The organism is Paenibacillus sp. JJ-223 (assembly GCF_927798175.1).
Lineage (GTDB): Bacteria > Bacillota > Bacilli > Paenibacillales > Paenibacillaceae > Paenibacillus > Paenibacillus hubeiensis.
This window is the reverse complement of sequence record NZ_CAKMMP010000009.1, coordinates 239,878-260,473: the sequence shown is the minus strand read 5'-3', so window position 1 is coordinate 260,473 and position 20,596 is coordinate 239,878. Positions and strand designations below refer to the sequence as shown.

Annotated in this window: 14 protein-coding genes and 1 pseudogene; 5 read left to right on the top strand and 10 right to left on the bottom strand. The window is 50.6% G+C overall.

What is annotated here, in order from left to right; translation table 11 throughout:
- Nucleotides 1-98 precede the first annotated feature (98 nt).
- Both L6H98_RS17505 and L6H98_RS17500 read left to right on the top strand, forming a co-directional pair.
- The gene (locus L6H98_RS17505; RefSeq protein WP_236417021.1) at nucleotides 99-812 is read left to right on the top strand and encodes a response regulator transcription factor; all 714 of its coding nucleotides are present in this window, start codon (nucleotides 99-101) and stop codon (nucleotides 810-812) included.
- Entirely contained in the window at nucleotides 790-2,139 is a 1,350-nt protein-coding gene (locus L6H98_RS17500) for a HAMP domain-containing sensor histidine kinase (RefSeq protein ID WP_236417019.1), read from the top strand. The genes L6H98_RS17505 and L6H98_RS17500 overlap by 23 nt, the downstream gene beginning before the upstream one ends.
- Nucleotides 2,140-2,260: 121 nt before the next feature.
- On the opposite strand, the gene L6H98_RS17495 is transcribed toward L6H98_RS17500, so the two are convergent.
- Nucleotides 2,261-2,659, bottom strand: coding sequence for a MarR family transcriptional regulator (locus L6H98_RS17495; protein WP_236417017.1), 399 nt, complete (start codon nucleotides 2,657-2,659; stop codon nucleotides 2,261-2,263).
- Between the two features lie 494 nt (nucleotides 2,660-3,153).
- On the opposite strand from L6H98_RS17495, the gene L6H98_RS17490 reads away from it, so the two are divergent.
- Both L6H98_RS17490 and L6H98_RS17485 read left to right on the top strand, forming a co-directional pair.
- Nucleotides 3,154-7,359: a sulfite reductase subunit alpha gene (locus L6H98_RS17490; protein ID WP_356723378.1), complete on the top strand. Its 4,206-nt coding sequence runs from the start codon at nucleotides 3,154-3,156 to the stop codon at nucleotides 7,357-7,359.
- A 143-nt stretch (nucleotides 7,360-7,502) separates the two neighbouring features.
- Entirely contained in the window at nucleotides 7,503-7,853 is a 351-nt protein-coding gene (locus tag L6H98_RS17485) for an MmcQ/YjbR family DNA-binding protein (protein WP_236417012.1), read from the top strand.
- Between the two features lie 4 nt (nucleotides 7,854-7,857).
- Here L6H98_RS17485 and L6H98_RS17480 read toward each other — a convergent pair whose 3' ends face one another.
- The 7 genes from L6H98_RS17480 to L6H98_RS17450 all read right to left on the bottom strand — a co-directional run bounded on the left by L6H98_RS17480 (nucleotide 7,858) and on the right by L6H98_RS17450 (nucleotide 18,485).
- Nucleotides 7,858-9,633 (bottom strand): HAMP domain-containing sensor histidine kinase, encoded by a 1,776-nt coding sequence (locus tag L6H98_RS17480; RefSeq protein WP_236417010.1) that lies wholly within the window; start codon nucleotides 9,631-9,633, stop codon nucleotides 7,858-7,860.
- A 34-nt stretch (nucleotides 9,634-9,667) separates the two neighbouring features.
- Nucleotides 9,668-10,252: a sigma-70 family RNA polymerase sigma factor gene (locus tag L6H98_RS17475; protein ID WP_236417008.1), complete on the bottom strand. Its 585-nt coding sequence runs from the start codon at nucleotides 10,250-10,252 to the stop codon at nucleotides 9,668-9,670.
- Between the two features lie 45 nt (nucleotides 10,253-10,297).
- Nucleotides 10,298-10,783: a DedA family protein gene (locus L6H98_RS17470; protein WP_236417006.1), complete on the bottom strand. Its 486-nt coding sequence runs from the start codon at nucleotides 10,781-10,783 to the stop codon at nucleotides 10,298-10,300.
- Between the two features lie 306 nt (nucleotides 10,784-11,089).
- Nucleotides 11,090-15,163, bottom strand: a complete 4,074-nt coding sequence (locus L6H98_RS17465; RefSeq protein WP_236417004.1) for an S-layer homology domain-containing protein — start codon at nucleotides 15,161-15,163, stop codon at nucleotides 11,090-11,092.
- Nucleotides 15,164-15,413: 250 nt separating this feature from the next.
- Nucleotides 15,414-16,505, bottom strand: a complete 1,092-nt coding sequence (locus L6H98_RS17460; protein ID WP_236417002.1) for a Gfo/Idh/MocA family oxidoreductase — start codon at nucleotides 16,503-16,505, stop codon at nucleotides 15,414-15,416.
- Nucleotides 16,506-16,537: 32 nt separating this feature from the next.
- The gene (locus L6H98_RS17455; protein ID WP_236417000.1) at nucleotides 16,538-17,458 is read right to left on the bottom strand and encodes a helix-turn-helix domain-containing protein; all 921 of its coding nucleotides are present in this window, start codon (nucleotides 17,456-17,458) and stop codon (nucleotides 16,538-16,540) included.
- A gap of 22 nt (nucleotides 17,459-17,480) precedes the next feature.
- Nucleotides 17,481-18,485: a Gfo/Idh/MocA family oxidoreductase gene (locus tag L6H98_RS17450; RefSeq protein WP_236416999.1), complete on the bottom strand. Its 1,005-nt coding sequence runs from the start codon at nucleotides 18,483-18,485 to the stop codon at nucleotides 17,481-17,483.
- Between the two features lie 246 nt (nucleotides 18,486-18,731).
- Here L6H98_RS17450 and L6H98_RS17445 point away from each other — a divergent pair.
- Nucleotides 18,732-19,366 (top strand): annotated as a pseudogene (locus tag L6H98_RS17445) (LysE family transporter).
- Between the two features lie 196 nt (nucleotides 19,367-19,562).
- Here L6H98_RS17445 and L6H98_RS17440 read toward each other — a convergent pair.
- The gene (locus tag L6H98_RS17440; RefSeq protein WP_236416998.1) at nucleotides 19,563-19,775 is read right to left on the bottom strand and encodes a hypothetical protein; all 213 of its coding nucleotides are present in this window, start codon (nucleotides 19,773-19,775) and stop codon (nucleotides 19,563-19,565) included.
- 359 nt (nucleotides 19,776-20,134) lie between these two features.
- Nucleotides 20,135-20,518 (bottom strand): DUF3221 domain-containing protein, encoded by a 384-nt coding sequence (locus tag L6H98_RS17435; protein WP_236416997.1) that lies wholly within the window; start codon nucleotides 20,516-20,518, stop codon nucleotides 20,135-20,137.
- Nucleotides 20,519-20,596: the final 78 nt, after the last annotated feature.

The window sequence follows — 20,596 nt, the reverse complement described above, 5'->3', positions numbered from 1 at the left end:
ACCCGCCTCAAAACCATCAACGAATCATCACAAAATGATAAACTTCCACCGGTTTTCGCTGCGATCATGCTACACTAGGTTTTGAAGGTGGGATATTCATGACTGATTCAAGCACCGTGCTTGTTGTCGACGATGACCTTAGCATTGTCGAATTGTTAAAGGACTTTTTGGAAAATGAACAATTCCGCGTCATCACCGCTTGCAACGCTGCCGAAGCCTGGGACGCGCTCCGGCAGCATGCGATCCAATGCATCGTTCTGGACATCATGATGCCTGGGCAGAACGGCTTCGATCTGTGCCGCCGCATCCGCAAAGAAAGCAGTGTGCCGATTTTGTTCCTTAGTGCCAGAAGCGATGACGTGGATAAAATCAGAGGGCTCACGCTGGGCGGCGACGACTATATCGTGAAGACGGCTTCGCCTGGCGAAATCGTCGCCAGGGTGAAGGCCGTATTAAGGCGTACCTTCTCCCCTCCTCCATCCGCGGCCGAACCTATGCTGGAATATGATCGTTTGCAATTGAATCTTGCATCCAGAGAAGTATTCGTGGAGGGCAGCAAAGTCATGTTCACGCCAAAGGAATATGATTTGCTGCTCCTGTTCGCTCAGCATCCGAAGCAAGTATTTACGTATGATCAACTGCTGGACAAGTTTTGGGGCGGCATCGGCGACAGGCACACGGTACGGGTGCATTTAAGCCGTTTGCGCGAGAAAATCGAGGCAGATCCCGCGAATCCGCAGCTTCTGGTCAACGTATGGGGCGTGGGATATCGCTTTGAAGGAGGATCTCGTGAGAACGCTTCGGATTCGTAAACTCATGCTGCTTTTTCTGTTGTTCATCCTGCTGCTGCCCTGGCTCCTGTTTGTGACCGCCCATTACATCGAATCCGGGACGTTCAGATTTTCCGTCGCTCCGCTGCCGAATGAAGAGCAGCAAAGGCAGCAGAACGAAATCGTTGAACAGATCGAAAGAAATACGGAACGGTGGAGTGCATCCGATTGGCAAGCCCAGCTGAAAGGCCTGTTGGATCACGCAAACATGAATGTTTCCCTGTTCTCGGCATCCGGCCAGGAGATCTATCGTTCCGATGTCAACCAAACCAAAAGATATGCTTCCGTTGAACGGTATACGCTGATGGAAGACGGCCGATTGAAGGGGAGGGTCGAACTGTATCTCCCCAAAACAAACCAGCTTCAAGTGTGGTCCATCTTCACGGGGTTTTTGCTGGCATTGTTCGTGATCGGCATGGAAATGCGGCGTTATTTGATCAAACCCCTTGAGAAGCTTAGCGCATCCGTGCGGCTGCTTGCCGGCGGGGAGTGGAACGTGCCGATGCCTGCTTCCCGCATTAAAGAAATCGCCGATGTCAGGGATGCCTTCGATGAGATGGTGCAAGGACTGAAGAAGTCCAATCTCCAGCAAACGAAGCTGGAAGAAGAGCGCAGGTTCGTCATTGCCGCCGTGGCGCATGATCTTAGAACCCCCCTCTTCGCGCTGCGCGGGTACCTTGACGGACTGCAGCTCGGCATTGCCCAGTCGCCCGAGAAAACGGCGAAGTACATAGCCGTCTGCAAGGAAAAAGCGTCCCAGCTGCACCGTTTGGTCGAGGATTTGTTTACGTTTGCCAAAATGGATTACGGCGAAGGCGCGATTGTCAAGGAAATCGTCAACCTGCGCACGGTCCTGCAGCAATCGGCGGATAGCGTGGAGCCGTTCGCCCGGCAAAAGAACGTAACGCTCGCGGTACGTTCCGCGGAAGCGTGCATCGTTCGCGGCGACGCTCATCTGCTGGAACGTGCGATAAGCAATTTGCTGGATAATGCCGTGAGATACACGCCTGATCATGGAAAGGTCAGCGTGGAGTGCGGCTCCGCGAACGATCAGGTCTGGTTTACGATCCGGGATACCGGACCGGGGTTTGCCCCGGAGGAACTAGGTCGGCTCTTCGAGCCTTTGTTTCGGGGCGAAATGTCCCGGAACCGGGCTACCGGAGGCAGCGGCCTGGGCATGACCATTTCCGAGCGCATCATCCGGCGGCACGGAGGCGAGCTTGCGGCAGGCAACGACCCGAGCGGCGGAGCGCTGTTATCGGGCCGGCTTCCATCCGTGCAGCATGCCGAAAAAGCCACTGAACGTTAGCATTCAGTGGCTCCCTTTTTATCTCCTGACACATGAACGGTCGGCATTCGCGCCGCGACTTGTCCCTCCCTCATCTTTTCTTCGTTCTCCGTCCAGCCTCAAGCCGCGCGACCGAAACCGCCTAAAGCCCTTGAAATTCCAGCAAACCAGCCCGTTTCAGCTCTTCCATATGAATCTCCGACAATTCGGCCAACAATTCCATTCCGTGTTCCGTCAGCCGAATGAATGTGCTGCGTTTGTCCTGTTCGTTAGGGAATCGGCTTACCAGGCCAAGTTCCTCGCATCGTTTGACCAACTCGACGCAAGCGTGCGGCGTAATTTGAAGCCGTTCGGCCAGTTCTGTCGGCGTAGCATGCTCGCGATCAGGAAATCCCATAATCGAGAGCATTAATTGATGATACTGCGGGGTAAGCCCTTTGCTTCGTGCGGCCTCCTCGCTGAACCGAATGAACTTGCGAATGCGGTAGCGGAACATGGCAAGCTGCTCATAAATATGTTTGGGCAATGGATTCATGGACATCGAAAAACTCCTTCAACCGAGATCATTATCTATATAAGTTGAACCGATGATTTTTACACGGAGTCACTACGTGGTCAGAACCATCTTCCGATCACTGTTATCCCCAGATTTTTTTTGATCTCCTTTTTTCAAAGGCAAAATCCGGTGAAGCTTATGCTTCCGATGCAGCTTTCTTTCAGAAAGCTTTTAGACCGCTTCGCTTCTTCAGATTCTTTCTGCCCTCTCCGTTATCGTGTAAATGTCTAGTTCAACCTATATAGAGTTTATTTCATTTTCTTCAGTGACACAACTCAAACATAACTTATACATAACATATAATGATATGTCATTCCACCTACACACCGCCTATCCACCCTCTCTAAACATTCATTTTTAAAAATCACAATTTACCATGTCATGTAACATAACATTAATTTATTGACTTATATCGTGAAGCGATATATATTTTAGCTAAACAGTTCCGAATACATTGGATTTTCAATCAAACAACATTCATGCCACAAAAAATCCGTGTCATATACACGTCAAGTATGGTGATTTCGATGATGACTGAAAAAATAAAAAGTGTCTGCCCTTATTGCGGCGTAGGTTGTGGAATCGTTATGGAAGTATCCGGCAATCGCGTCATTAAAGTTACCGGCGACAAGGAGCATCCCGCCAATTACGGCCGCTTGTGCACCAAAGGGAACTCATGTGCCGAGGCCTTGGTTGAATCGGGCAGAATGGAGTTTGCGTACCAACGCCCTGCCCGCGGGCAAGCTCCCGTTCAGGCCGACGTGAAAGAAACCATTAAAGAAACGGCGCGACGGTTGCGCGCTATTCTTGACGAACATGGTCCTGACGCCATTTCGTTCTACGTGTCGGGCCAAATGTCGCTGGAAGCCCAGTACCTGGTCAACAAACTTTCCAAAGGTTTCATTCGCACCAACCACATCGAGTCCAATTCCCGTCTTTGCATGGCCAGCGCCGGCAGCGGATACAAGCTTTCGCTCGGCGCGGACGGTCCTCCGGGTTCTTATGAAGATATGGACCGCACGAATCTGTTTTTCGTCATCGGAGCCAACATGGCCGACTGCCATCCCATCTTGTTTCTGAGAGTCATGGATCGCGTCAAAGCCGGCGCCAAACTGATCGTCGTCGATCCACGCCGCAACGCGACCGCCGACAAGGCAGACCTCTACATGCAAATTAAGCCGGGAACGGATCTCGCCCTGCTTAACGGAATCTTGTATCTGCTCGTGCACAACGGGCACACCGATCAGGATTTCATCTCCCGATTCACGGCGGGCTGGGAGAGCATGCCCGATTTCCTTGACGATTACACGCCGGACAAAGTGGCCGCAATCACCGGCATTCCCGAAGCGGATATTCGCCTGGCAGCCCAATGGATCGGCGAATCCCCCGAATGGATGAGCTGTTGGACGATGGGCCTTAACCAGAGCACGCACGGTACGTGGCATACCAATGCGATATGCAACTTACATCTGGCTACAGGCAAAATATGCCGTCCCGGAAGCGGCCCTTTCTCCCTCACCGGGCAACCGAATGCCATGGGAGGCCGCGAAATGGGATACATGGGTCCGGGTCTTCCAGGCCAGCGATCCGTGCTTGTTGAAGCAGAACGCCATTTCATGGAAGACCTGTGGAACATCCCCCGCGGCACGATCCGTACGGAAGTGGGTACAGGCACGATTTCCATGTTCCAGAGCATGCAAACGGGCGATATCAAAGCATGCTGGATCATTTGCACGAACCCGGTCGCCACGGTCGCAAACCGCAGCAATGTCATTGCAGCCCTTCAGGCAGCCGAATTGGTCATCACGCAGGATGCGTTCCTGAACAACGAAACCAACGCGTACGCGGATATTATGCTTCCCGGCGCGCTGTGGGCCGAAGCCGAAGGCGTGATGATCAATTCCGAGCGCAATGTGACGCTGATGAGGAAAGCGGTCGATCCTCCCGGCGAGGCGCTTCCCGATTGGAAGATCATTGCCGAGGTCGCGTGCGAGATGGGATTTTCGGATGCGTTCACCTATGCAAGTTCGGCCGATGTTTACCGCGAAATCCAGCAAGCCTGGAACCCCAAAACCGGTTACGATATCCGCGGCGCTTCATACGAGCGATTGCGCGAGGCGCCCGTACAGTGGCCCAGCGCCCCCCAATCGGATCAGACGCGTAACCCGATACGGTATCTGAACGATGGAATCAGCCAGAAGCTGCGGGAAAACGAGGACGGGAGCCTCCCCTCCCTCTCGTTCGCCACCGACAGCGGCAAAGCCGTGTTTTGGGCCCGGCCATATGCCCCGCCCGCAGAGCTGCCGGACAGCGAATTTCCATTTGTCTTAAATACGGGACGATTGCAGCACCAATGGCACACCATGACCAAAACCGGGAAGATCGCAAAGCTGAACAAGCTGAATCCCGGCCCTTTCATCGAAATCCATCCCGAAGATGCAGCAGCGTTAGGCGTCCGCGAATCGGATCGCGTCCACATCCAATCGCGCCGCGGGCATGCGATCCTGCCTGCCGTCATTACGGATCGCGTCATGCCCGGCAGCTGTTTCGCGCCGTTTCATTGGAATGATGCATTCGGCGAACATCTCGCCATTAACGCGGTGACGAGCGATGCCATCGATCCGGTGTCTCTCCAACCCGAATTCAAATACAGCGCGGTTTCCCTTACGGTTGTTGCGGATCAAACAACGAGTCATCCTGATTCGCCCCGAGGCAGGGAATTCTCTCGCGATGCCGCCGACACCATGAACCATTTGCAAAAGGAGGAAAAGTATATGGCTAAGGTCGATACGCTTGCCGATCTATTAGGCATCCCCGCCTCGCCGGAGATGACCTTGGATGGTCATGAGAAAATCTATCTCGCCGGTTTCATTGCCAGTTTGCGCGCGGATGAAGCCATAGCTCCCTCCGGCGTGCCGGTATTGCCCCATACCGCCCCTGTCGAGCCTTCCAAAAAGTTATGGCTGGACGGACTGCTGGCCGGCATGTTCTCGCGCACCCAGCTTCCGGAAACGAACCTGCTTCCTTTAATGAGTCCTTATGCCGAAGCCTCCGCAACTGCCACAATGCCCCAGCAAACGGGCGAGACGGATTCCGCTAAACCCAAATTGACCCTGTTATGGGCTTCCCAAACCGGCAATGCGGAAGACGTGGCGAACGAGTGCAGCCGCAAATTCCGAGCAGCAGGGCTGGATACCCGGCTTGTATGCATGAACGAATACGCGATTGCAGACTTGGCCTCCGAACAAAACGCGGTGTTCATTTCAAGCACCTTTGGAGCCGGCGACCCGCCGGATAACGGCGAAGCCTTCTGGCATGCGCTGAAGTCGGATAACGCTCCGCGTTTACACGGTTTACGCTATGCCGTCCTGGGCTTGGGCGACTCCAGCTACGATGAATTCTGCGGGTTCGCCCGGAACCTGGATGCGAGGCTGGAGCAGCTCGGCGCTTCAAGGCTGACGGACCGGGTCGATTGCGATACCGATTTCGAACAGCAGATCGCACCATGGATTGGACAGATCGAAATCAAGGTGAAGGAAGCTCCTTTGCACGAAGGCGCCTTGAAAACGTACGATCGCAATCACCCTTTGCATACACGCATTGTTTCGAACCGGTTGTTAAGCGGCGAAGGCTCCGAGAAAGAAACCCGCCATTATGCATTCGATATTTCCGACACGGGCTTTCATTATGAAGCAGGCGATGCGCTCGGCGTCTGGCCCGTCAACTGCCCTTCGCTGGTCGAAGAAATTTTGCAGGCGACCGGGCTTGATTCCACAACTCTGGTGAATATTAAAGATCGGGAAATCCCGCTATCGGAGGCGCTGCTCAAACATCTTGAAATTGCGCGCATCACCCCCGGATTTTTGCAATTCGTGCAAGAGCGCTCCGGAGATGAGACCTTGAAGCGCCTTATCCAGGATGATGACAAGGAACCATTGAGGCAGTGGCTATGGGGCCGCCAGATTGCCGATGTCTTACAGCAATTTCCGATCCGGCTAAACACGGAAGAGCTGTTATCCATTCTGAAGCCTCTCCAGCCCCGTTTCTACTCTATTTCGTCGAGTTATCTCGCCGATCCTGATACGGTGCATATTACGGTATCCACGGTTCGTTACGAATGCAACGAAGCACGAAGGCACGGCGTATGTTCGGCATATTTGGCCGATCGGGCCGAGCAAGGCGGCGAGGTTCGCATATTCGTGCAAAAATCCACCCACTTCAGGCCGCCGGCAAATCCGGAAGCTCCGATGATCATGGTCGGTCCAGGCACCGGCATCGGTCCGTTCCGCGGATTTTTGCAGGAACGGCAAGCCCAGGAAGCCACGGGCAGGAACTGGCTGATCTTTGGCGAGCAGCGGGCAGCGGCCGATTTCTACTACGAGGATGAGCTGGAATCGATGAAGCGCAGCGGGTACCTCCACCGTTTGGATACGGCGTTTTCCCGGGATCAGGAGGAAAAAATCTACGTTCAGGACCGCATGCTGGAGCATGGAGCGGAATTATGGAAATGGCTTGAGGAAGGCGCCCACTTCTACGTTTGCGGGGATGCTTCCAGAATGGCCAAGGAAGTCGATGCCACGCTGCATAATATTATTCAGAAGCATGGTGGAATGAGCAGGGACGAGGCAGAATCCTACGTCAAAGACATGCTTCGTTCCAAACGATACGCCAAAGATGTCTATTAGAGCGTGATATGTAAAAAGGGAGGATTGCGAACGACGCAAACCCTCCCTCTTCTTATTCCAACGTCATTGATTCACTGCAAACCGAACACGCATTCTGATATAATGATGATCAATCATCCTTATACATATGGAGGCGATCACCCATGACAAAAGACGAACTCGTCGAATATTGCCTGACCTTTCTCGGCTCTTACGAAGACCATCCTTTTGGCCCTGAATCCACTACGATGCGCCACGCCGGGAACAAAAAAATGTTTGCGCTCATTATGGAGCTGGGCGGTCGTCCATGCGTCAATCTGAAATGCGAACCTGAACGCGCGGATTTCCTGCGCGGCATGTTCAAGGACGTTACGCCGGGATATCACATGAACAAGGCGCATTGGAACACGGTCTATCTGGACGGCGAATTGCCGGATGACGATATACAAGAGTTGGTCCGGCACAGTTTCGAACTGACGAGACCCAAAATGCCCAGGAAGAGAAAGCTGGATTAGGGGATTAGCTCTCTTCTCCCTCGCCCGTGGGAAATTCAACGAAAAATCGAACCCCATCGGCCAAATTCGTTGCGCCATATGCGCTGCCATGCATGTCCAAAATTTGTTTGACGATGGACAAACCTAACCCGTTGCCGCTGTTATAACCACTTCGCGATGCATCGATCCGGTGAAATCTTTCCCAGATCAGGTCCAATTGGGATTGAGGTATGGGCTGGCCCTTATTTTCTACCGTCAACCTCGTCGAAAGGGCCCTGCTTCGAATCTCCACGGTAATGATGCTATGTTCATCCGCATGCCGAACCGCGTTTACGAGCAAATTCCGGATCACTTGCTCGATCCAGTCCGGATCGGCCACGATGGGAAGCTCATTTACCGGAACGACGTCGATGGCCAACCGTTTGCCGTCCAAGGCATGAATGAGCTTGCTGGCCACCCGCTCCGTCAGTTCGCTGAGCAAAAAGGTCGTCTTTCGAAGCGCAATCGATCCCGAATCAAACCGGGCCAAGTCAAGCATGTCTTTGATCAACTTCTCCATCTTTTCCGTCTCTTCGATAATGACGGATACATAGTGGTCCTGCTTTTGCACGCTCACGGCGTCATGCAATCCTTCGGCAAAGCTTTTAATGATGCTTAACGGTGTCTTCAGCTCATGCGATGCTCCTGAGAAAAAACTTTGCTGCATCTTTTCGAGCTTTTGCTTCTGCTCCATGTCCCTTTGCAGCTTCTCGTTCGCCTTGGTCACCTCATGCAATGCCGCGTCGAGATTGACGGACATCGTATACATGCTTTGAGCCAGGCTTCCCATTTCATCACGCTGCGGCAAAGGCGGCGGTTCCATGCTGAAATCAAGCTTGACCATTCGTTTGGCCATCTGATTTAACGTAATGAGCGGGCGGGTAACGACTTTGGAGAAAAAGAGCGACAAAAACAAAATGAGCACACCTCCTCCGATTCCCCAATAGATCGAAAACCATTGGAATGCCTCGTTCGTGTCGCTTACTTCCTGCAGCGATGTGAGCGAAAACAGCAACACCAGCTCCTGATCGGGTCGCTGTACAGGTTGAATCGTAATGATGTTGCGGGTACCGCTCCACGGTTCCTCCCATTCCTGTTCAACGCTTTTCATGCTGCGGAGGTCTTCGATCAGGGTATCAGGCAACGGGAATTGCTCATAGATCGCCTCCATCAGAAGCCCGTGCCGGTTGTTCCAGACTTTGGGCAGGGTAAGCTCCGTTACGGTGCCCGTGACCGTTTTGGACGAATCCCCTTGTTCGCCGATGAGCGGCAGGCCTTTCTTGGATATTTGGCCGGGATACATCACGTGATCGGGATTCGCGCTCTCCATCGCTTCGATGTCTTCATCGCTCCAAACGGTTAGACGATCCCCCACCTTAATGTCCAAACGTTTGAACTCTTCCCCGTACAGATTCATGAACAGCGAAAGAGACACGTTTGTTTTTTGACCGTCATCCTCCGTTATAATCATGTGGTAGGGGTCCTCCCATACCAAGTTTCCCTTCATATCCACAACCGTGACCTGGCTTTTGTTTCGATTCATGAACTGCAGCATCTGGTTGGAAAACCTCTTGTTGTCACCCGGCGTATCCTTATAATATTCGGCCAGTCTAGCCAGATTTTGTTCAACCTTGCCGAGCTTGTGATTTTCATAAAAGCGTTCAAAGAAAAACAGCTGGGAAAAAATAACGATCCCGTAAAAGCAAACAAAAAACAATGCCGTCACCAAAAATAATTTGCGCGTGATTCCCCAATTTTTCATGCATTCTCCTTACTTTACGATGCTTTGCAATCAGTTATGAAAAGGTATGAATGCCGTTGACGGGCGCCTCCATGACCAAACGTTTCTTCAAATCATTGCGTGCCCGGAACAAATAGGTTTTGGCCGTATTTTCCGGAACTTGGTTTACAGCGCTGATTTCTTTCAATGACATGCCGAGCACATAACGCTGATAAATGTAGGGTCTCCATTTCGAGGGAATATTCTGAATCATCGCACGGATCTTGCCTGCTTCTTCCTTGTGCACCAATTTCTCTTCCGGCGTTTGCTCATCGGAGGGGATGATGTGAATCCATTCGAGAACATCCGACTGGTCCGAGCCAAGTGAACTGACCGTTTTTCGAACCTTTCGGTATTTCAATGTGTCCAGGCAGACGTTCTTGCCGATTCGATAAATCCATGCCGTGATATTTTTTTTCTCGTCCATGCTGTCCATATTTTTATAAACCCGCAAAAACGTTTCCTGTACGATGTCATCGCAATCCTGACGTTCTTTGAAGTATTTGGAAGCCAAACGAAAAACCATGTTCCGGTATCGCTCCATGAGCGTGGTGAACAGGTCTTCGTTGGTCCCCGCATGCCATGTCAACAAACGACTCATTGTGTCAAACCCCATTTCTCTCCCGAATCGAACGATGATGATCATTTAAGTCATTCGGCCAAGCGCGTGGCCCATAGTGATGAAGATGGAACACCAGAGCAAAGCGCCAAGGCTGGCGATGAAGAAGTAATTTCTGAACCGCATGCCGCTAATGCCCGAAAAATAACAAGTCAGGTGGCGTAATCCCGGAATGAAGTAGCCGATCAGAATCGTCCATCCCCCGTAACGTTTGAACCAATGGGCAACCCTATCCAGCTTGTCAGGTGTCAGAAAGACATATTTTCCATATCGAACCAACAATGGATGTCCAAACGTTCTGCCAAGCCAGTAACTCAGCATCATGCCGGTCATGGCTCCCAAGAAGCTGATCGCAATAGAAGGCATGTAATCCAGCGTTTGAATCGAAGCCAGGTAACCTACCGTCGTCATCAAAATTTCATCAGGAATGGGCAGTCCCACGATACCTACAGCGAGCAATATGTATATGGCGGCGTATCCGTATTGGCTAACGGTTTCCATGACCCAGTTCATGTGATCCCCCTCTTCATGGTGCATTTCATGATCGAGTTATCGTGCTGGTGCTGAAGGTTTCGTCGTATACTGAATGTTCGTTCTGTTAGAATATATAAAATGTGCAGTTCAACCTGTATAAACGCGCTTTCCTTTCAGTATCCCCAGGACCGCCTTTCAACTTTCACGGTAGATGAACCTATTTTATTGATTCCGTTTGTCGTTTGTGTGTCCAAATCGCCAGAAAACGGAATATTAGCTCTATTACACAAAGAAAGACACCACGTATGGTGTCTTCCCTCACTAATTATTATTGCTCGCGATCTTTTATTTTTGAAGATCAAGTAAATGGGTCAAAATCGTTACCGCTTCGGCACGGGTCGCGATTTTCCCTGGAGCAAACCGGTTATTGCCTACACCGTTCACCAATCCGGATTCAACGGCGGCCTCCACATACGGCAGCGCCCATGCAGGAATTTCGTTTGCATCCCTGAATGCAAGCTGCTTCGAACCATCCGCTTTTAAGTTCGCTGCGCGCGCGATGATTGTCACGAGTTCCGCACGGCTCAGCGGTTTGTGCGGACCAAAGGACCCATCCGGGTAACCTTGGATGATCCCGGCCTCCACGGCACTGTCGATATAAGCTTTGGCCCATGCAGGAATCCGTGACGCATCCGCGTAGCTGCCGCTTGCGCTTGCCTCTTTGAGTCCCAGAGCCCGGCTGAGCATCGCCATAAATTCGGCACGGGTGACCTGCTGATCCGGACGGAATGTACCGTCGCCGTACCCGTTTACGAACCCTGCACTGACCGCTTTATCGATGGCTGCTTTTGCCCAATGGCTCGAAATATCCTTAAGCGCCGGCGCATTTGCCGAACTTCCTCCGGAACTCGAACCTGTCCCAGGTTGGGACCCTTGGTTCGTTCCACTGCCCGGCGTAGTGCTCGTTTTATCTTGATCTTTGTCCGTGCTGCTGCCTGGTTGAGTGGTTGTACCGTTTCCACCAGATCCGGTAGTTGCACCGTTTCCGCCCGATCCGGAACCCGTTCCCGGATTCGAACCCGAATTCCCCGGATTGCTAGGATTCGTTACAGCGGATTTCTTTACGATACCAAATTGGTCAATGACAAACGGCGCAGCGTCATGCAGGTTTTGGTCGATCTCATAGGTCACTGCCGTCAGTTTGTTTCCTTCAATCGTAATGCCAACGAAATTCTGAACCTGGCTGCGCATTGGTCGACGGTTGTCTTTAGGATCCGGACCATACTTGGCCGCATGGTTCTCTTCCTCGCGATCAAAGAGACTGTAGTAAGCTTCACCCAAGTCAGTGCTCGGATTTTTGTAATACACCTTCGGTCCCGCGGTGGCCGGAATCAGGTAAATCGTCCCGTCCGGATTCAAGGCGTATTCTGTCTTTTCGCCATTCCGGATTTCGGAAATGATTTCGGCTTTCCCTGCTTTCCCGTCTGCACGGATCGGTTTGGTTCTTGCATAAATGTGATCGTGACCCTGCAGTACCAAGTCGATGTCCAGTTCTGCCATCAGCGGTGCGATCTTCGTCCGCACACCGTTTGGACCCATGATGTCGGAATCCGTAGCATGATTCGAGGTCGTATATGGACCTTTGTGAATATTGACGATAATCCATTCCGCTCCGTTTTTGCGGGCTGCCTCAACGTCTTTCTTCATCCACTCCACCTGTTCAGGCGTGAAATTGTCATATTGTTCGGAATCTTCATTGGAATTGAGCACCACGAAATGTGCATTGCTGTAATCATAAGAATAATACGCTCCCGTTTCGGTGGCAGCATTGTCCGGTACATCCAGATTGAAATGATCGATAAATGCATAATTTTCGTCTTCGTGATTTCCTGCGGAAGGAACCAGCGTTGTGTTCAGCAAGCTTTCTTGCGAATGGCCGAGCAGCCAGTTCCATTGTTCTTCTTTCACGCCTTTGTCAACGATGTCGCCATTGTGTACAACGAACTTTGCATGAGGAACAGTCGCAAGTGCCTTACGAAGCGTTTCCGAGGACAGGATGGCTTCTTCTTCATCTTTCGCCTGTGTATCCGCCAAATCAATGAACGTAAACGCGCCCTGTTTCGGCGCCGTCACAAACGTGCCTGTCTCGCTCCAAACTCCTTGCGCGGCATCTCCGACACGGAAATAGTAGCTTGTGTCCGGTTTCAGACCTGTCGCCACCGCTTTATGGACCAGCTCCGAAGGAGAATTGACAGCCTTGTCATGATTCCCTTGGTAAGATGTTCCTTTTGAAAAATCAGGTGCAGCGGACGTTTTCTCCACCACTTGAAGATCCGTTCCCGTCACGGCATCGGAAGTATACCATGCAAACCCTTTGCTCGCAGTAGGGTCGCCATGGAACGTAACCGTGACTTTGCTGACCTGCTCCGCAGGAGCTGGCTCCGCCTCTTTGATGATTCCGAATCGATCGATGATCGTCGGCAGAGCGTTATTGCTATTTTGATTAATTTCATACGTCAATGCGGAAAGTTTGTTCCCGTCCACCGTAAACGACACAAAGTTTTGAACCTTTCCTCTCGCGGTACTCGTTGTGTCGCCCTCTTCACGGGCATGGTTCTCTTCGGCCCGCTCGAACAAGCTGAAGTACGCTTCCCCCAGAGCAGGTTTTTGATTTTTGAAATATACTTTGGCACCTGCCGTGGCTGGAATCAAATAGATCGTGCCATCCGGTTCAACCGTATATTCAATGGTCTCGCCATTGAAGCTTTCCGTAATTTTGGACGCTTCTTCCGCCGTTCCATCCTGCTTGATCGGCTTGGTGCGTGCATAAATATGATCATGTCCTTGCAGTACCAAATCAATGCCCAGCTCGTTCATGAGCGGAGCGATTTTGTTTCTTACCCCGTTCGCACCGATGATATCGCTATCGGTAGCATGATTGGCGGTAGTGTAAGGACCTTTATGAATGTTCACGATCAACCAGTCCGCCCCGTTTGCCCGGGCCTGAGCGGCATCCTGCTTCATCCATTCCACCTGTTCATTCGAGAAATCGGCATACTCTGCAGAGTTTTCATTGGAATTGAGTACGATAAAATGTGCATTGCTATAGTCGTAGGAATAATACGCACCTGTTTGCGTATCCGCTGTTTCGGGCGTATTTACGTTGAAATGCTCGTAGAAGGCGTAATTTTTGTTTTCATGATTGCCGGCGGAAGGCACGATAGTTGTGTGCAGCAAACTTTCCTGAGAATGTCCAAGCAGCCAGTTCCACTCTTGTTCCGTCGTTCCATGCTCAACGACATCACCGTTATGCACTACGAATTCCGCATTCGGAACCGTTTGCAGTGCTTTGGATAACGTTGAAGCGGAGAGCAGCGCCTCTTCCTCATCTTTGGCTTGCGTATCCGACAAGTCGATAAAGGTAAATGCTCCATCTACGGGAGCGGTCTTGAACGAGCCCACTTTGCTCCAAATGCCAAGACTTGCGTCCCCAACCCGGAAATAATAAGAAGTATTCGGCTTCAAATTGCTCGCTACGGCCTTATGCACCATTTCACCAGGCGAGTTGGCAGCTGTTGAGGCTTGTCCAACATAATGCGCAGCCTGTTCAAAGTCGGGGCCGCTGCCTGTATTCTCGACAACTTGCACATCGCTTTGTGCGGAAGCCAGCGGCGTATACCAGGTAAATCCTTTTGTACTTGTCGCATCACCATAAAAAGTGACCGTGACTTTGCTGATATCGATCGGGGGAGCATCCTTGAATGCCTTAAGCTCCATATCAAAATAGAGATCGGAACTGCGATCGCTCTGCTGATGCACCTCGACGGCAATTTCATTGTTGCCTTCGTGCAGTTGGGCTTTCAACGATTCTGTCAGGTCCACATCCTCATACATGACAGGCAAATCATTGCCGGAGATCGCCTTCGTGGAGTACTCAATTTCACCTTCAGGCATGCCAAATCTGCGGATTTCCTCTCCGTTTACGTAGAGTACCGCACCGTCATCAATGCCGAAAGTGCCCAGAATCTGACCATATCCCTCCAATTCACCTTCGGAAATCGGCAGATTTGTGCGGAAATAGGTCGTGGGGTGCTTCATTTCAGGATCTTCGCCGTAGCTTACCTCGGTTTTGAGTGGGCCAAAGTAGCTCGTGCTTATGCCGCTTCCATCGGCCTTGAAACCAAACGGTGCGTTCCCTGAACTCCAGGAAGTGTCATCATATGTAACTCGCCAAACGGACGATAGATCGTCGCCGCGATCGTTGAACTTCCACTGTGCGTTGCGATCCAGCAGGAAATTCGGCAGTGAATCCGACGCATCTTCAGCGGCATGTGCCCCATTAAAGCCCGCAGACCATCCAAACATGAGGGGAATGCACAACAACATGAGTGCTAATTTTCGGAACATTTGAAATTTCATGATTCTCTCCTTTTGCGTCAACATTTGTTTTTTTATGTAACCTCAAACAGATAAAGCATATCAGGGAGAGATCATGTGATCGTTATCCGAACGTAAACAATATGTAAAGCTTTACATTTTATATGAAGTCACATTGGACTTCTCATCAAAAATACGACAGCCAAGAGTGTACACACCTCTCTCAACTGCCGCATTCGTTTAGAACGGGGGTCATTTTCGATTCCGCTAAGCTGCAATTCACATGGCTTGATTAGTTGGATTCGTTCAAATACACGGCCTTGCCGGTACGTGCCGATTCATAGATCGCTTCCAAAATTTGCGACACGACCAATGCCTGCCTTGGCGTAACGACCGGATCTTCGTCTTTGTCGATCGCTTCGATCCATTTGCGCATCTCGACGTCCGGAGCGCTTTCGCTTTTTCCTTCATAGAACGCGACGCCATTGGCGCTTAACTCCACGTCCTGGGTATAGAGGCGGCCCAGTTTTTCCCCGTTGATCCGCAGTCCGTTCTTCATGTCCGCGCCTGCCTCGGTACCGCTCAAGCTGCATTTGGCCTCATCGATATCCATCGAGTTGAGCGCCCAGCTGGATTCCAGCATAATGGTTGCGCCATTTTCCATGACAATCATGCCAAAGGCGGAATCTTCGACGGAAAACTGTTTGGGATCCCACGGTCCCCATGCGTTTGCGGCATTTTCCCTTTGCGAAAGCTGGTGATGGGTCGTACCCAGGACCACTTTCGGCTTATAGTTGTTCATCATCCAAAGCGTCAAGTCCAGGGCATGGGTGCCGATATCGATCAACGGACCGCCGCCTTGCTTTTCCTCATCGAGAAATACGCCCCAAGTCGGAACGGCTCTCCGGCGAATGGCATGGGCTTTGGCAAAATAGATCGAACCCAGTTCCCCGGCATCGCACAGCTGTTTCAGGTAAAGGCTGTCTTCCCGGAAACGGTTGTTGTATCCGATCGTCAGCTTTTTGCCGGTACGCTCCGCAGCTTCAAGCATGAGTTTGGCCTCGGCAGCCGTTTTGGCCATCGGTTTTTCGCACATGACGTGTTTGCCTGCCTCCAGGGCCGCAATGGAAATCTCCGCATGCGAATTGTTGGGGGTGAGCACATGCACGATATCCAACGTTTCGTCCTGAAGCAGCTCGCGGTAATCCGCATATACCTTGGCATCTGAACTGCCATACTTTTGTTTCGCTTCTTCGGCACGTTCTTCGACGATATCGCAGAAAGCTGCAAGCTCAACCCGATCCAGCTTGCTCAAGCTGGGCAAATGCTTCCCTTTGGCAATGCCGCCACATCCAATGATTCCTACGCGGTATACTTTTTCCATATCCATTCTCCTCACACCGAAATAGTTTATGTTTATTTTGAACTTTGTTTCATTTTGCGATAAACCGCCGGAGTCAGACCCATGCGCTTGCGAAAGACGGCATGCAAATAATTGGCATTGGCAAACCCGGAAGCGCCGGCGATCTCTTCAATGGAAAGGCTGTTTTCCTCAAGATTGCGACATACGTTGCGCAGGCGAATATCTTCTAGCACACGGCTAAACGGCATGTTCGGCTGAACCTGGTAAAATATCCGCTGCAATTGCCTTGTGCTGATATGAAGCTTTTCTGCCACATGTTCCAGCGTCACGGCTGCGGGATGGTTGGCCTCCATGTATTGGAGCGCGTATTCATACCTGTACATGGTCATGTCCCGTATGGGCGCTTCCGCTTGGTACGGTCCGTTGTCGTAAGCCTGAACCGTCCGCAGCAAAATGCTGACGACCAGCTGTTTAATCGTTGTGTAATACCCGACGCGTTTATGATCACATGCTTCGTATGCTTCCAAAAAACAGCTCATGGCCCGATGGTAATCCTGGACAGGAACAAGCGGCAGCGCGCCGAGCTTTTGCACCGTTTCTTCCGCTTCGGCCGCTTCCCAAGGATCAACATCTTCCCTCCGGCGCGGGACGATGTCCACATGCAGGCATAATTCGTCCATGTCCTGTTCGGCATCCGCTTCCTGATAATGGACCACGCCAGGTCCGGTCAAATACAGCATGCCTTCAGACAAGGAATGCGACTGCTCCCCAAGAATTACGATTCCTTTGCCGCGGGGGATAAAGTGAAACTCGTATTCGGCATGATTGTGGAAATCGATGACCCTTCCTGCGGGAAACGAAGTCAAATGAAATCGGAGGACCCGAATTTCGTAATGCCCCCATAGGATCGAAACATCCAGTCTCTCCAGCAAATCCTGCCGTTCAAGCATTTTTCCATAGGGATATCGGCTCACAAGCTCCACCCGCCTTCCCTAGTTACGCCTGCAGCTCGTGAAGCGAAATTTTTCGCCCTTCTTTAGCTGAAATATTGGATGCCTCCATCAAACGGGTCAGCTCCACGGCCATGTCAACATTATCCACCGCCTGGGTGTCGTCAAGAATGTGGGAAACCCACTGATTGAATGCGCTTTCTTTACGATCAGGCAATGGGACTTCCGTCCACTCCCTATAAGCTTCGGGACCTTTGTTGGTGCGAATAAGCAGCTTGGCTTCAGGCGTACCGTATAGCAGCGATCCTTCCGTGCCATGAATCTCGATCGTGAATGGGGAATGGCTGTTCACGAATCCAGCCTCGACCACGCCGATGGCGCCTGATTCCGTAAACAAGGTCACGACGGCGTTATCTTCGACTTCTTTACCGGTCACGTATCCGAAATTCGCTTGAACTCCGGTAACTTCCTCCCCAAGGAAAAGTTTGGCCAGGTACATCGGATGACATCCGAGGTCAATCAGCGCGCCTCCCAAGCAATCTTCAAGGCTGTAGAAATGCTCTGGCAGCCATTCCCCAATCGCTCCATTATGCGATAACCTGGCCCTGACATGTGTGATCTTGCCCAGCAAACCTTGCTGGAGGATGTCCAGTGTTTTCAACGTATATCCCTCGTTCAAGCGAGGCAGCGAAACCGTCAGTTTAACACCATGTTCCCGAACGGCCGCCAAAATTTCGTTCGTTTCCGCCAGCGTTGGAGCAAGAACCTTCTCGGTAAAAATATGTTTGCCCGCCTTGGCGGCGGCCACGATGACTTCACGGTGAAGGCGGGTTGGCGCATCCACGATTACCGCTTGCAGATCATCCTGCGCGAGCATGGTTCCAAGCTCAGGGAAGAAAGGTACATCCAGGCGCTCAGCCGCCTCTTTGCCGCGCTCGGCGTTTTCATCCCACACGGCAGCCAGCACGGTCTCTTCATGCTGCTCGGCTTGGCGGATGTAGTCCCAGGCATGCACATGCCATAAGCTGATTTTGCCAATTCGAATGGTCACGACGTTGTACCTCCGATATATAATATTCTGACATTCCACTATAAATTATCACAGAGTTCATCTTATTTAAATCGAATCTTGCGACAATTCATATATAAAATTACGACACATTTTAAATGGCAATATGATCGGAACCCACCCCGACAGAGAATAAGTTCTTGTTTTGGATGATTTTACGGTTTACACTGGATGTTACTGTTTTTTCGCCAGCAGCATGAATTCTACATAAGATGAAAGGGATATTGCATGGAAATATACTTGAAGTACTTCCTGATTGGCCTTGCGATCGCCATGCCGGTTGGGGCAATTACCGTAGAAATGACGAAGCAAGGTTTGAAAAACGGATTTATTCATGGCTGGGCTGTCGGCCTCGGGGGCATGACCATTGATCTTAGCTTGATTATAGCGATGTATTTAGGATTTGCCTCCCTCCTGTCGCTGCCATATATTCAACTGCCGCTTTGGCTCGTAGGTGCAGCTTTTCTGGCCTATTTGGGTTATGATTCCATCAAAAATGCGGACAAGGACATTACCCCTGCGGACGAAAAAACACAAAAATCGTTTTGGAGCACCTACAGAAACGGATTGCTTGTAGCGATATCGCCGGGCAATCTTATTTTTTGGTCTCTGTATTCGGCGCCGTCCTGTCCGATTCCTACAGTTCCAGCAATGCAGGAAGTTTCGCACTTGCGGCATGCGGCGTACTTAGCGGAATCCTGATTCATGACATCGGCCTGCTATCGGTCGTTTCCGTGACCAGAAAGGTTATGAGCCGCCGAATGATTCAATGGGTTTCGATCATAGCAGGGATCATGTTAATCGGATTCTCGATCTATTTCGTTTATGAATTTGTTGTAGGAGTCTGGAATTATATTAAATAGCATTTGCTTTATCTAAGCTCAAGAAAAAAGGAGGTCGCTGCTGGCGAACTCCTTTTTCTAATCGCTGCTGCTATTGCTCCCTTGCCCTGCTGATGATTGGCGGCATTACCTTGGGACCTCACCTGGAAGGATGTGAAGCCACGTTTCCGGCTTGAGCATTGTTCCTGTCTAGGATGAAGGGTAAGATAAGGCATCGTTATGAGCTGCGCTCAGCTCCATCCGCCTTCTTTGCAGTCGCGTTGAAACGATGCACAATGTTTTGCCGCAGATCGACCTTCCACTGGTTGTGATACAGATGCAGCAAATAATCCTCATACATCCTTCTGAAAACCGCATGATGCTCGTATTCGATTAGCACGCCCAGCCTACGGATCATACATCCTTCAAACCATCGGATGAATTTAGACATGATAATACATTCTCTCCCATTCAACAGCAAATGTTCGGCAACAAAGAAACTATACCGAAAAACCATATATTGATTATCCTACAACTGGCGTTTCGGGCTCTATCTCATTCGTGCTGAATCGTTGCCTATTTCTCCTATGTTGGCTCACTCGAACCACGCCTCGCACTTGTTGCGAATACGGCTACGAAACCAACGATGGAAATAGATTGATGATCATCGTCTTTTCGTTTATGGACATTTCGATTCTATTACTTCAAGCTCACTTGAAGTCAACACCAAAAAAGCCGCAGCTACGCGGCTATTAAGCATGTATGTTCGTGTCGTCTTAACAAATCAGATGTGTACAGTTAGTATATGGATTACCTTACAATTTCTATTTTTGTAGCAGTTGTTCGTCTAATTCTACTATCTTCATACATGCCATTTGTCCACACTTTGACATGGTCGCCAACTTCAAGATTTGCTTTTATATCACGTGTTGAAACATCATAAGCTTTTGGTTCATACTGAGTGATGATTTCATTCGTTGTTTTACCTTTTACTTCTTTTTCGGATAAACCAACTATAACAGTAACTCCTGAATTATTTTTTTCAACAATAATCCCCTGAAAGTCCATTCTTTCACCTGCTTGATACTGATATTTTTCTAGCGCGGATGTTTTTGTTAAGTGATTGTTACTGCTACTGCAACCAGTAAAGACAACAATGATCAGAATCAATAATATTGAAATATATGTTTTCACAACAATCCCACCTTGTTATTTGATAATTGACTAACCATAAGACGTAAACAAGGTTGTTTTTGTTTCAAATTTAAGTGA